Source organism: Phyllobacterium sp. 22229, assembly GCF_052056495.1.
Taxonomy (GTDB): Bacteria; Pseudomonadota; Alphaproteobacteria; order Rhizobiales; family Rhizobiaceae; genus Phyllobacterium; species Phyllobacterium myrsinacearum.
On the sequence record NZ_JBQEPA010000001.1, the window covers coordinates 350,386 to 364,315 of the forward strand.

9 protein-coding genes and 1 tRNA gene are annotated in these 13,930 nt (G+C 57.5%); all 10 read right to left on the reverse strand.

What is annotated here, in order from left to right:
- Positions 1-270: 270 nt before the first annotated feature.
- Entirely contained in the window at positions 271-4,479 is a 4,209-nt protein-coding gene (rpoC, locus tag ACTJJ7_RS01815; RefSeq protein WP_105732678.1) for a DNA-directed RNA polymerase subunit beta', read from the reverse strand.
- Between the two features lie 143 nt (positions 4,480-4,622).
- Entirely contained in the window at positions 4,623-8,777 is a 4,155-nt protein-coding gene (gene rpoB, locus ACTJJ7_RS01820; protein ID WP_105732677.1) for a DNA-directed RNA polymerase subunit beta, read from the reverse strand.
- 194 nt (positions 8,778-8,971) lie between these two features.
- Entirely contained in the window at positions 8,972-9,349 is a 378-nt protein-coding gene (gene rplL / locus ACTJJ7_RS01825; RefSeq protein ID WP_105732676.1) for a 50S ribosomal protein L7/L12, read from the reverse strand.
- Between the two features lie 47 nt (positions 9,350-9,396).
- Positions 9,397-9,915 (reverse strand): 50S ribosomal protein L10, encoded by a 519-nt coding sequence (rplJ, locus tag ACTJJ7_RS01830; protein ID WP_105732675.1) that lies wholly within the window; start codon positions 9,913-9,915, stop codon positions 9,397-9,399.
- A 348-nt stretch (positions 9,916-10,263) separates the two neighbouring features.
- Positions 10,264-10,962: a 50S ribosomal protein L1 gene (rplA, locus tag ACTJJ7_RS01835; protein WP_105732674.1), complete on the reverse strand. Its 699-nt coding sequence runs from the start codon at positions 10,960-10,962 to the stop codon at positions 10,264-10,266.
- 4 nt (positions 10,963-10,966) lie between these two features.
- On the reverse strand, positions 10,967-11,395 hold the full coding sequence (gene rplK, locus ACTJJ7_RS01840; RefSeq protein WP_105732673.1) for a 50S ribosomal protein L11: 429 nt from the start codon (positions 11,393-11,395) through the stop codon (positions 10,967-10,969).
- Between the two features lie 138 nt (positions 11,396-11,533).
- A complete protein-coding gene (nusG, locus tag ACTJJ7_RS01845) occupies positions 11,534-12,064 on the reverse strand; it encodes a transcription termination/antitermination protein NusG (RefSeq protein WP_105732672.1) in 531 nt (176 codons plus the stop codon).
- A gap of 23 nt (positions 12,065-12,087) precedes the next feature.
- Positions 12,088-12,288, reverse strand: a complete 201-nt coding sequence (secE, locus tag ACTJJ7_RS01850) for a preprotein translocase subunit SecE (RefSeq protein ID WP_091886799.1) — start codon at positions 12,286-12,288, stop codon at positions 12,088-12,090.
- Between the two features lie 225 nt (positions 12,289-12,513).
- Positions 12,514-12,589 (reverse strand) — tRNA-Trp (locus ACTJJ7_RS01855).
- Between the two features lie 232 nt (positions 12,590-12,821).
- Positions 12,822-13,769: a hypothetical protein gene (locus tag ACTJJ7_RS01860; protein ID WP_440964986.1), complete on the reverse strand. Its 948-nt coding sequence runs from the start codon at positions 13,767-13,769 to the stop codon at positions 12,822-12,824.
- Between the last annotated feature and the right edge of the window lie 161 nt (positions 13,770-13,930).

A 13,930-nucleotide genomic window follows, 5' to 3' on the forward strand; every position in this document is an offset into this window, starting at 1 on the left:
ATAATTCCTATGGCCTGCCGATCAAATCCCGACAATTTAAGAAGCTCAAAGTGGTTTTCTGAATAACCGTCACCGGTTACAAAAATCTTGGGGCGCACAAACATCTTTGCCACCACTATTTTGAATAATATATAAAAACATAAATCAATATTATGTAGATAACAGTGTCTCACATGCGTCGAAGTCAATCAATAATACCTTAGCATCACAGCCCAAACAAAAAGGCCGCCCCGAAAGGCGGCCTTTTCAATGTCGTCATGGGCAACCGGCTTATTCGGCCGGGGTGCCTGTCATGTCGGTGAGCATGGCGTCGGCCTTGGCAGCACCGGCACCGCTTTCCTTGCGGCGTTCGTCGATGATCAGTTCGTCGCGGGCACCGGCAATGCGGCGGATCTGCTTGACCGTGCCGCCCGTACCGGCCGGGATCAGACGGCCAACGATGACGTTTTCCTTCAGGCCCTGCAGCGCATCCATCTTGCCGGCAACAGCCGCTTCCGTGAGGACGCGTGTTGTTTCCTGGAAGGAGGCAGCCGAAATGAAGGACGGCGTCTGCAGCGAAGCCTTGGTGATACCCAGGAGAACCGGCGTACCATAGCCCGGCTTCTTGCCATCTTCCTCAAGACGTTCGTTGATCTCGTCCAGCTCGATCCGGTCGACATGGTCACCGGCGATGAAGCCCGTGTCACCGGATTCGGTGATTTCGACCTTCTGCAGCATCTGGCGGACAATCACTTCAATGTGCTTGTCGTTGATCAGAACGCCCTGCAGACGATAGACTTCCTGGATTTCATTGACGAGATACGAAGCGAGTGCTTCCACGCCCTTGATGGCCAGAATGTCATGCGGCGCCGGGTTGCCGTCGAGGATGTAATCGCCCTTTTCGATCGCATCGCCATCCTGAAGATGGAAAGGCTTGCCCTTGGGGATCAGATATTCGACAGGCTCGAGCGTCTCGTCGTTCGGTTCGATGACGATGCGGCGCTTGTTCTTGTAGTCGCGGCCGAAGCGAACCGTACCATCGATTTCGGCGATGATTGCATGGTCCTTCGGACGGCGGGCTTCGAACAGTTCCGCAACGCGCGGCAGACCACCGGTGATGTCCTTGGTCTTGGCGCTTTCCATCGGAATACGGGCAAGAACGTCACCCGCCTTCACATGCGAACCGGGTTCAACCGACAGGATCGATTCAACCGACAGCTGGAAGCGTGCATCGCCGCCCTTTGCCAGTTTGAGAACCTTGCCGGCCTTGTCCTTGACGACGATGGCAGGCTTGAGATCCGAACCGCGCGGGGTCGAACGCCAGTCGATGACCACGCGCTTGGTGATGCCGGTGGATTCGTCCGTCGTTTCCGAAACGGAAAGACCGTCGACCATGTCTTCGAATTCGACATGACCTTCGACTTCCGTCATGACCGGACGGGTGTACGGATCCCACTCGGCCACACGCTGGCCGCGCTTTACCGTATCGCCATCATCGACATAGATGCGCGAACCGTAGGTGACGCGGTGTGTCGCCCGTTCCTTGCCTGTCGCATCGAGGATGATGACAGCCATGTTGCGGCCCATGACGACCAGATGGCCGTCGGAGTTGCGCACCACGTTGCGGTTACGGATCTGCACCGTGCCTTCATAGCTGGCTTCGAGGAACGACTGATCCACAACCTGCGCCGTACCACCAAGGTGGAACGTACGCATGGTCAGCTGCGTGCCCGGCTCACCAATCGACTGCGCGGCGATAACGCCGACAGCTTCACCCTGGTTGACCGGCGTACCACGGGCCAGATCGCGGCCGTAGCACTTGGCGCAGATGCCGCCGCGGGTCTCACAGGTGAGAGCCGAACGGATGCGGATGGACTGGACGCCGGCCTTCTCGATGGCATCCACATCGAACTCGTCGATGATGTTGCCGCCGGTGACCAGAACGTCGCCGGAAACCGGATGCAGGATGTCTTCGAGTGCCGTGCGGCCGAGGACGCGCTGGCCGAGGGTCGCAACGACCTGGCCGGCATCGACGATCGGCTGCATGGTGAGGCCCGTTGTCGTGCCGCAATCCACCGAGATGACAATGCAATCCTGCGCGACGTCAACCAGACGGCGTGTCAGGTAACCGGAGTTGGCCGTCTTCAAGGCGGTATCGGCAAGACCCTTACGGGCACCGTGGGTCGAGTTGAAGTACTCGTTCACGGTCAGGCCTTCCTTGAAGTTCGAAATGATCGGCGTTTCGATGATTTCGCCCGAAGGCTTGGCCATCAGTCCGCGCATGCCGCCCAGCTGGCGCATCTGGTTCGGCGAACCGCGGGCACCCGAGTGCGACATCATGTAGATCGAGTTCATCTGCTTCTGGCGGCCAGTGACAGGATCGAACTCGACAGCCTTAATGCGGGCCATCATTTCGTCGGCGACCTTCTCGGTGCACTTGCCCCAAGCGTCAACGACCTTGTTGTACTTCTCGCCCTGGGTGATCAGGCCGTCATTGTACTGCTGCTCATATTCGGTCGCCAAAGCTTCGGTCTCGGCAACGAGCTTCGCCTTGGTTTCCGGAATGACCATGTCGTCCTTGCCGAAGGAAATACCGGCGCGGCAGGCATGGGAGAAACCGAGCTGCATGATGCGGTCGCAGAAAATGACCGTCTCTTTCTGTCCGCAGTGACGATAGACCGTGTCGATCATCTTGGAGATGTTCTTCTTGGTCATTTCCTGGTTGCAGATGTCGAAAGGCACGTTGTGGTGCTTCGGCAGCAGTTCGCCGATGATCATACGGCCAGGCGTGGTCTCGTAGATCTTCGATGTCGGCTTGCCGTCCGCATCAATGCTCTTGAAGCGGCCCTTGATCTTGGTGTGCAGGGTCACCGCACCGCTGCCGATGGCATGGTGAAGCTCGCCCATATCGGCAAAGGCCATGCCTTCGCCCGGCTCTTTGGCCGCAACGATCGACAGATAGTACAGGCCCAGAACCATGTCCTGTGACGGAACGATAACCGGCAGACCGTTGGCGGGATGCAGGATGTTGTTCGTCGACATCATCAGAACGCGGGCTTCAAGCTGCGCTTCCAGGGAAAGCGGAACGTGAACAGCCATCTGGTCGCCGTCGAAGTCCGCGTTGAAAGCGGTACAGACGAGCGGATGCAGCTGGATTGCCTTGCCTTCGATCAGGGTGGGTTCGAATGCCTGGATACCAAGACGGTGCAGCGTCGGCGCGCGGTTCAAAAGAACCGGATGCTCGCGGATGACCTCGTCGAGAATATCCCAGACTTCTGGCTTTTCCTTTTCAACCAGCTTCTTCGCCTGCTTGACGGTCGAGGAGTAACCCTTGGCGTCGAGACGGGCGTAGATGAACGGCTTGAACAGTTCGAGCGCCATCTTCTTCGGCAGACCGCACTGGTGCAGCTTCAGCTCCGGACCGGTCACGATGACCGAACGGCCGGAATAGTCGACGCGCTTGCCGAGCAGGTTCTGGCGGAAGCGGCCTTGCTTGCCCTTGAGCATGTCGGACAGCGACTTCAGCGGACGCTTGTTGGCGCCGGTGATGACGCGGCCGCGGCGGCCGTTGTCGAACAGTGCATCAACCGATTCCTGAAGCATGCGCTTCTCGTTGCGGATGATGATGCCAGGCGCGCGCAGTTCGATCAGGCGCTTCAGACGGTTGTTGCGGTTGATCACGCGACGATAGAGGTCGTTGAGATCGGATGTCGCAAAGCGGCCGCCATCCAGCGGAACGAGCGGGCGCAGGTCCGGCGGAATGACCGGAACGATCTTCATGATCATCCATTCCGGACGGTTGCCCGATTCCAGGAAGTTTTCGACGATCTTCAGACGCTTCATCAGCTTCTTCTGCTTCAGGTCCGATGTTGTCGTTGCCAGCTCTTCCCGCAGGTCGCCGGCAATCTTCTCCAGATCCATGGAAGCCAGAAGCTCATGAATAGCTTCCGCGCCGATCAGTGCCGTGAAGGAATCTTCACCGAACTCATCGACAGCGATCATGTATTCTTCTTCTGAAAGCAGCTGATGCTCTTTCAGGGATGTCAGGCCGGGTTCGGTCACGATGTAGTTCTCGAAATAGAGAACGCGCTCGATACCCTTGAGGGTCATGTCGAGCAATGTGCCGATACGGCTTGGCAGAGACTTCAGGAACCAGATATGCGCAACCGGAGCTGCGAGTTCGATATGGCCCATGCGCTCACGGCGAACGCGCGACAGCGTTACTTCCACGCCGCACTTTTCGCAGATGATGCCCTTGTATTTCATGCGCTTGTACTTGCCGCACAAGCATTCATAGTCCTTGATCGGCCCGAAGATCCGAGCGCAGAAGAGACCATCCCGCTCCGGCTTAAACGTGCGGTAGTTGATCGTCTCCGGCTTCTTGATCTCACCGTATGACCAGGACAGAATCTTCTCAGGGCTGGCGATCGAAATCCGGATGGAATCGAATGCCTGTACAGGCACCTGAGGATTGAAAAGATTCATGACCTCTTGGTTCATGCCGTTTCTCCATGGGGCAAAAATTGCCCTCTGCTTGCGATGGAATGATCCGCCGTCGCGGGTCCATCTAGATCAAATGCCGCTTCTGCAGCGGCTCGAAACAAAATGGTCGGGTGCGCGGCAAGCCGCGCACCCCAACTTTTCTACTCTGCCGCGTCAGGCAAGGCCTGCTGCTGGTCCTGCTGGCGTGTATCGTCCAGCTCGACATTGAGGCCGAGCGAACGCATTTCCTTGACGAGAACGTTGAAGCTCTCGGGAATACCGGCCTCGAACGTATCGTCACCGCGGACGATCGCTTCATAGACCTTGGTACGGCCGGCGACGTCATCGGACTTGACCGTGAGCATTTCCTGCAGCGTGTAAGCCGCACCGTATGCTTCCAGGGCCCAGACCTCCATTTCACCGAAGCGCTGGCCGCCGAACTGGGCTTTACCACCCAGAGGCTGCTGCGTGACGAGCGAGTAAGGTCCGATCGAACGGGCGTGGATCTTGTCGTCGACCAGGTGGTGCAGCTTCAGCATATAGATGTAGCCGACAGTCACCTGACGATCGAAAGTTTCACCCGTACGTCCGTCATAGAGCGTCGACTGACCGGAAGCCTTCAGACCCGCCTGTTCCAGCATCACATTGATGTCCGGCTCATGCGCACCGTCAAACACCGGCGTTGCAATCGACACGCCGCGCTTCATCTGCTCACCAAGACGCACGATGCTCTCGTCGTCATAGTTGCGCACTGGCTCGTTCCGGTCGTTGTCGGGGATGATCGACTCGATCGTCGCCCGCAGCGGCTGGATGTCGCCCTGTCCGCTTGCAGCATGCTGCGCCTTGTAGGCTTCGATCAGATCGCCGATCTTCTTGCCCATTCCGGCACAGGCCCAGCCCAGATGCGTTTCCAGAATCTGGCCAACGTTCATGCGGCTTGGCACGCCAAGCGGATTGAGCACGATGTCCACATGCGTTCCGTCTTCGAGGAACGGCATGTCTTCAACGGCGGCAATACGCGAGACAACACCCTTGTTGCCGTGACGGCCGGCCATCTTGTCGCCTGGCTGGATCTTGCGCTTCACAGCAACGAAGACCTTGACCATCTTCATGACGCCCGGAGGCATCTCGTCGCCGCGCTGTACCTTTTCGACCTTGTCCATGAAACGCTGTTCGAGCAGCTTCTTGGAGTCGTCGTACTGGTTGCGCAGAGCTTCGATCTCGCCCTGAAGCTTTTCGTCCTCCACGGCAAACTGCCACCACTGGGAGCGCGGGTGTTCACCCATGACTTCCGTCGTGACAACGGTGCCCTTCTTGAACGACTTCGGTCCGGCAACGGCAGGCTTGCCATTGAGAACGTCAGCCAGACGGCCATAGACGTTGCGGTCAAGAATAGCCTGTTCGTCGTCGCGGTCCTTGGCCAGACGCTCGATTTCCTCGCGCTCGATCGCCATGGCGCGTTCGTCCTTTTCAACGCCGTGGCGGTTGAAAACGCGAACTTCCACAACTGTACCGTAAGTCCCGGGCGGCATGCGCATCGAGGTGTCACGGACATCGGAAGCCTTTTCACCGAAGATGGCGCGCAGAAGCTTTTCTTCCGGCGTCATCGGGCTTTCGCCCTTCGGCGTGATCTTGCCGACGAGAATGTCACCCGGCTGAACTTCCGCACCGATGTAGACAATACCGGCTTCGTCCAGATTCTTCAGGGCTTCTTCCGAAACGTTCGGAATGTCGCGCGTGATTTCTTCCGGTCCAAGCTTCGTATCGCGGGCCATGACTTCGAACTCCTCGATGTGGATCGAGGTGAAGACGTCATCCGAAACGATCTTTTCAGACAGAAGGATGGAGTCTTCGTAGTTGTAGCCATTCCACGGCATGAACGCGACGAGCACGTTGCGGCCAAGCGCCAGATCGCCCAGATCCGTCGAAGGACCGTCGGCAATGATGTCGCCCTTTTCGATCCGGTCGCCAACACGCACCAGCGGACGCTGGTTGATGCAGGTGTTCTGGTTCGAACGCTGGAACTTCATCAGGCGGTAGATATCGACGCCTGATTTACCCGGTACGAGATCTTCCGTCGCACGGATAACGATACGCGTTGCATCGACCTGATCGACGATACCTGTGCGGCGTGCGCCGATGGCGGCGCCGGAGTCACGGGCAACGATCGGCTCCATGCCGGTACCGACGAACGGCGCTTCCGCACGAACCAGAGGAACGGCCTGACGCTGCATGTTCGAACCCATCAGAGCGCGGTTGGCGTCGTCGTTTTCCAGGAACGGAATGAGCGCTGCGGCAACCGATACGAGCTGCTTCGGCGACACGTCCATCAGATCCACGTTTTCACGCGGAGCCATCAGAACTTCACCCGCATGGCGGCAGACAACGAATTCGTCCGTGAAGGCGCCGGAAGCGTCGAGTTCCACATTGGCCTGTGCCACGTGATACTTGGCTTCTTCCATGGCCGAGAGATAGACGACGTCGTCCGTGACCTTGCCGTCAACGATCCGGCGGTACGGGCTTTCGATGAAGCCGTACTTGTTGACCCGGGCAAAGGTTGCGAGCGAGTTGATCAGACCGATATTCGGTCCCTCAGGCGTTTCAATCGGGCAGATACGGCCGTAATGCGTCGGATGCACGTCGCGGACTTCGAAGCCGGCGCGCTCACGGGTCAGACCACCAGGTCCAAGTGCCGAAAGACGGCGCTTGTGGGTGATTTCCGAAAGCGGGTTGGTCTGATCCATGAACTGCGACAGCTGCGAGGAGCCGAAGAATTCGCGAACGGCAGCAGCTGCCGGCTTCGCATTGATCAGGTCCTGCGGCATCACGGTGTCGATTTCGATGGACGACATGCGTTCCTTGATGGCGCGCTCCATGCGGAGCAGGCCAACGCGGTACTGGTTTTCCATCAATTCGCCGACCGAGCGCACACGGCGGTTGCCGAGATTGTCGATGTCGTCGATTTCACCGCGGCCATCGCGCAGATCGACCAGCATCTTGACCACGGCAAGGATGTCTTCCTTGCGCAGGATGCGGACGGTATCTTCCGCGTTCAGGTCGAGACGCATGTTCATCTTCACGCGGCCAACAGCCGAGAGATCATAGCGCTCGCTGTCGAAGAACAGCGACTTGAACATGGCTTCGGCCGAGTCGATTGTCGGCGGCTCACCGGGACGCATGACGCGGTAGATATCGAACAGCGCGTCCTGACGGCTCTCGTTCTTGTCGACGGCCAGCGTGTTGCGGATATACGGTCCGATATTGACATGGTCGATATCGAGAACGTTGATCTCGGCTACACCGGTATCGAGCAGAACCTTGAGGGTCTTCTCGTCCAGCTCGTCACCGGCTTCGAGATAGACTTCACCGGTTTCCATGTTGACGATGTCTTCGGCCAGATACATGCCGAACAGGTCGTCTTCCGTTGCCTTGATGAACTTCAGGCCCTTTTCAGCAAGCTGCTTGGCCGCACGGGCGGTCAGCTTCTTGCCGGACTCGAGAATGACTTCACCGGTATCGGCATCGATAACGTCTGTTGTCGCCTTGAACCCGCGGAAACGGTCGACGGAGAACGGAATGCGCCAGGTGTCGCCGTCACGGCTGAACATCAGCGAATTGTAGAACGTCGACAGGATTTCTTCGCTGTCCATGCCCAGCGCCATCAAAAGCGATGTCGCAGGAATCTTGCGGCGGCGGTCGATACGCGCATAGACCACGTCCTTGGCATCGAACTCGATGTCAAGCCAGGAACCGCGGTAAGGAATGACGCGCGCGGCAAACAGCAGCTTGCCCGACGAATGGGTCTTGCCCTTGTCGTGATCGAAGAAAACGCCCGGCGACCGGTGCATCTGCGAAACGATGACGCGCTCGGTACCATTGACGATGAACGTGCCGTTATCGGTCATGAGCGGCATGTCGCCCATGTAAACGTCCTGTTCCTTGATGTCCTTGATCGACTTGGCGCCCGTATCCTCGTCAATATCGAACACGATCAGACGCAGCGTGACTTTCAGCGGTGCAGCATAGGTCAGATCGCGCTGACGGCATTCGTCAACGTCGAATTTTGGAGCTTCAAATTCATACTTGACGAATTCAAGCATGGAAGCGCCGGAGAAATCCTGGATCGGGAACACAGACTTGAACACAGCCTGCAGACCTTCATCAAGACGCCCGCCTTTCGGTTCCTCAACCATGAGGAACTGATCGTAGGAAGCCTTCTGAACCTCGATGAGGTTCGGCATCTCTGCGACTTCAGGGATCTTACCGAAAAACTTGCGTACGCGCCTACGACCGTTAAAAGTATGGGTCTGAGCCATCGTCGCTCCTCGTCTTTGCGCCAGCGGAAACTGGCATGTTTCTTAAAACCGCTTTTGCGGCCCCGTGAACGGGACAAAACCCGTTTCCTGAAAGCATCGGAATTGCCGTCAGGAAAAGGGTTCAGTACCGGGTTGCCCAAAAAGGGCAGATCAGCGGACAGGGCTTGTCGCCCTGCCCGCCAAAAATGCTAGACTTACTTCAGTTCAACCTTGGCGCCAGCTGCTTCGAGCTGTGCCTTGATCTTGTCAGCTTCGTCCTTCGTAGCAGCTTCCTTGACTGGCTTGGGAGCAGCTTCAACGAGGTCCTTGGCTTCCTTGAGGCCGAGACCGGTGATTGCGCGGACTTCCTTGATCACGTTGATCTTGTTAGCGCCGGCATCGGTCAGAACGACGTCGAATTCAGTCTTTTCTTCAACGGCTGCAGCAGCTGCACCGCCGCCAGCGGCAGCAGCAACAGCAACAGGAGCAGCAGCAGAAACGCCCCACTTCTCTTCCAGAAGCTTCGAAAGTTCAGCAGCTTCCAGAACGGTCAGGTTGGACAGGTCGTCTACGATCTTTGCGAGATCAGTCATTTTGGTTTTCCTTTACAAGGTTCGATATATTGACAGCGAGAACGGCCTTATGCCGCTTCGTCCTTCCGGGCATAGGCGCCGAAAACGCGGGCAAGCTGGCCTGCCGGTGCGTTGACGATCTGAGCGATGCGCGTTGCTGGTGTCTGGATCATACCAACCAGCTTTGCACGCAACTCGTCGAGTGACGGCAGTGCGGCAAGAGCCTTCACGCCATCAGCGTCGAGAGTTGTTGCTCCCATCGAGCCACCGAGGATGACGAGCTTTTCGTTACCCTTGGCAAATTCGATGGCGATCTTTGGTGCCGTAATCGGATCATTCGAATAGGCAACAAGTGTCTGGCCTGTGAACAGGTCAGAAATGCCTTCCGATTCCGTGCCCTGAAGAGCGATCTTGGCAAGGCGGTTCTTCGCGACTTTAACGGTGCCACCAGCATCACGCATCTTGGAGCGAAGATCGCTCAGCTGCGCAACGGTGAGACCGGTATAGTGGGCCACGACAACTGAACCGGAGTCCTTGAAGACGCCGTTCAGCCACGTGACAAATTCGCGCTTTTCCGCTTTTTCCACTGTCTCTCTCCATTTGGCAGAAACGCACGGTGCGTCCCTGCCGGGTTGCCTTTTGTTGCAAGGCTTCAATCCAGAAACGGAAGCCAAACAACACTTGAGGATCCTGTCCCCCCTGCTTCGCCGGAAACCCGGCTGCAAGCGAAAGGCAACTACGGTTCGAACCTTGTCTCGGTGGATTTTTCCACCCTAACAAAGCTGTTCCACGTCTCATGCAGGCTCATGACAATTAAGGCGAGCCACCTGCAATCTCGGACAGGATAACCGGACTTTCATCCGGTTATCCAGGCCCCGAAAGGCCTGGAATTCTTTAAAACTCAGACCGTTAGGTCCAAGACTTCACATCGATTGTTACGCAGGGCGCACAGTCGACGGATCAACCTTGACGCCAACGCCCATCGTCGACGAAATCGCGACGCGCTTGACATATTCACCCTTGGCGCCTGCTGGCTTTGCCTTGGTGACGGCATCGGTGAATGCCTTGATGTTTTCTTCCAGCGCCTTGACATCGAACGATGCCTTGCCGACGCCTGCGTGAACGATACCGGCCTTCTCGACGCGGAACTCGACAGCACCGCCCTTGGAAGCCTTGACCGCTGCCGCAACATCCGTCGTTACGGTGCCGACCTTCGGGTTCGGCATCATGCCGCGCGGTCCGAGAACCTTGCCGAGACGGCCGACGAGCGGCATCATGTCCGGCGTGGCGATGCAGCGATCGAAATCGATCTTGCCGCCATTGACGATCTCGAACAGGTCTTCCGCGCCAACGATGTCAGCACCGGCCTTCTTGGCTTCTTCAGCCTTGTCGCCGCGAGCGAAAACAGCAACGCGAACCGTACGGCCCGTGCCGTTTGGCAGGTTGACAACGCCGCGAACCATCTGGTCCGCATGGCGGGGATCAACGCCGAGGTTCATCGATACTTCGATCGTCTCGTCGAACTTGGCAACGGCACGTTCCTTGACCATGGCAACAGCCGCAGTCAGATCATAGAGCTTGTTGCGGTCAACGCCTTCACGAACCTTGGCTACACGCTTTGATACTTTTGCCATCGTCTCAGCCCACCACTTCCAGGCCCATCGAACGGGCAGAACCTTCGACCATGCGCATGGCGGATTCAACATCCGCTGCGTTCAGGTCCTTCATCTTCGCCTGCGCGATTTCACGGACCTTGTCGCGCGAGATCTTGCCAGCAACCACCTTGCCTGGCTCTTTCGAACCGGACTTCAGGTTTGCGGCCTTCTTGAGGAAGTAAGACACCGGCGGCGTCTTCATCACAAAAGTGAAGGACTTGTCCTGATAGTATGTGATCACGACCGGAATGGGCGAACCCTTTTCCAGTTCCTGCGTGGCCGCATTGAAGGCCTTGCAGAATTCCATGATGTTGATGCCGCGCTGACCAAGTGCCGGTCCGATCGGCGGGGACGGCGTTGCCGATCCTGCCGAGACCTGCAGCTTGAGCTGGCCTGCAATTTTCTTAGCCATAACTTCTCTGCCTTATCATTATGCCGGAAAACCGGCGGTTGCAGTTTGGTGGTGCGGATTGAAGACCCGGCTAAAGGCCGCCTCACCTCCCACCATTCGCCACTGACGTGGCTGGCCGCCCGTCAGGCGGCCGGTTGATCAGATCTTTTCGACCTGACCAAATTCCAGATCGACCGGCGTAGCGCGGCCGAAAATCGAAACTTCCACCTTGAGGCGCGAACGCTCTTCGTCGACTTCCTGAACGATGCCGTTGAACGAGGCGAACGGACCATCGGCAACGCGAACGCTTTCGCCGATCTCGAACGAGATCGAAGCCTTCGGACGCTCGACACCTTCCTGAACCTGCGTCAGGATCCGCTCGGCTTCCTTGTCGGAAATCGCGACCGGCTTGTTGTCGGAACCGAGGAAACCCGTCACCTTCGGCGTATTCTTGATCAGATGATAGGCATCATCCGTCAGGTCGGCGCGAACAAGGACATAACCCGGGAAGAACTTGCGCTCAGCATCAACCTTGCGGCCGCGGCGCACTTCAACCACCTTTTCGGTTGGCACGAGGATCCGCTCGAAAAGATGCGACAGACCCTTCTGCCTCGCCTTTTCTTCGATCGACTCGGCGACCTTCTTTTCAAAGTTCGAATAGGCGTGAACGATATACCAGCGCGCGGTCATTCAAATTTCCTTGTCAGCCTGCGTTAACGACCAAGACCGAGAACGAGATCAATCCCGAAGGCCATCAACTGATCAGCTGCGAAGAAGAAAATCGCAGCAAAAAACGCCATCACCATCACCATAGCGGTGGAAATGAGCGTCTCACGGCGTGAAGGCCAGGTGACCTTTGCCGTTTCCGCGCGCACTTGCTGAAAAAAACTTATCGGGTTCGTCTTGGATGCCATTTACCGCTCGTGCGTGTCATGTTGTTGTAAACTCAATATGTTGTCATGGTAACAACACGCTTTGTTCACACCATTACGGCCCGTAAAGCTGATCGTTCAGCTCCACGCACCGCGTGTCTGTTGATGTTACATAGAACCGATTCCGGTAAAACACAAGTCCCCGGTTTCGTTTCTTTCCAAACATCTGTCAGCACACCATCCAATCGTGTGCGGGCAGACTATGAGTGGCAGGGGAGACAGGATTCGAACCTGCGACCTACGGTTTTGGAGACCGCCGCTCTACCAACTGAGCTACTCCCCTACAGTCCGGGGCGTACATTCCATAAAGCGCTGCGCTTTTCAAGCCCCTATTCCGGCTGCACGGTACTTTATGAGGAATTCAACCGGCAGCCATGGCATTTGGCAGAGCCCTGTCGCTCCCTGGCAATGAAATGGTGATTGTTCACCGGGATTTAAACCGGACCGGAGCGCGAAATCCCACTTTCTGGCCGCGCTGATCGCAGAATTGCGAGAATCAGCCCGGCCGCAACCCGTCAATTCATCCTCGAAACTACCTTGGAACTGGCAGATTTGATTCCGACGCAGTTGACGGCCTTCGGCTCCTGCTCGCAGATGCGCGTCGCCGCCAGGTCGCTGACATCCCCCGCCCCGGTCACGAGCCTGTACTGAACCAGCTCGTCCTGAGTCAGAACCGAGATATCCTTGGCCGGAATCGACAGCATCCGGTCGACAATGGCCGGATCGATACCCATACCGGTGAAATAGACGAGCAGTTTCTTGCGGTAGCCCTTGCTCAGATCGGTACGCTCGTAGGAACCGGCGGGTTTGCGCCCGATGATCTTGGTATCCAGTATCTTCTTCTTGCCGTTCACCATGCGGTAGCGCGTCTCGTAGGTGATGCGCGTCTGGGTGTAGACCTGCGTGATCTGGTGTACGCCCATCAGCGCCCAGGGACCGACAAGGCGCCTTTCGCCCGCGGCAAAGATATAGGGACAGGCGGAGAGGCAGTAGGCACCCGCCGGATAGGGGTATCCCGCATAGGCCCCATCGACATAACGGCCGGGCTTGCATTTCTGATCGGGGCTGCATCCCTCAAAGCGGGTCCTGCCAATGGCGATGTCCAGACCGCGCTTGCGGATCATGCGGCCGACCTGCATGGCCGCATCCACATTGCCGCCATTCGATTCCATGATGATCGGCAGGCGCCTGTTGCCCATCGCCTTCAGAATTTTCCGCAGCTTGGCCGGCGTGTCGTCCAATATGGTGCCGGAAGCCCATATCCATTCCGGACAGGCGGGCTCACAACTCGACACCGCGCTGCGGACAATGGCAAAGCGCATGGATTGCAGCGCAGGCTCCCTCGCCTGCTTCTTGCCCGCCAGAACAGGCGCGACAAGCACCAGCTGCACCAGCAATGCCAGGAGAACACCGGCAACCATACCTGAGAGAACGCTGCATCCGGCCAAACGAAAACCAAACATGTCAATCCCGATAACTACCAATTGCCCGCTGCCGGATCGCGGCGGTATCCTTGAAGCCGAATATGCTCTAGTGCCGCAAGGATAAACCAAGGGTCCGGAAGGGTAAACAGAAAGCAGTTGCCCTTTCGCCGCAGGGGCGCGTTGCCTGTTAGGGCAGTGTG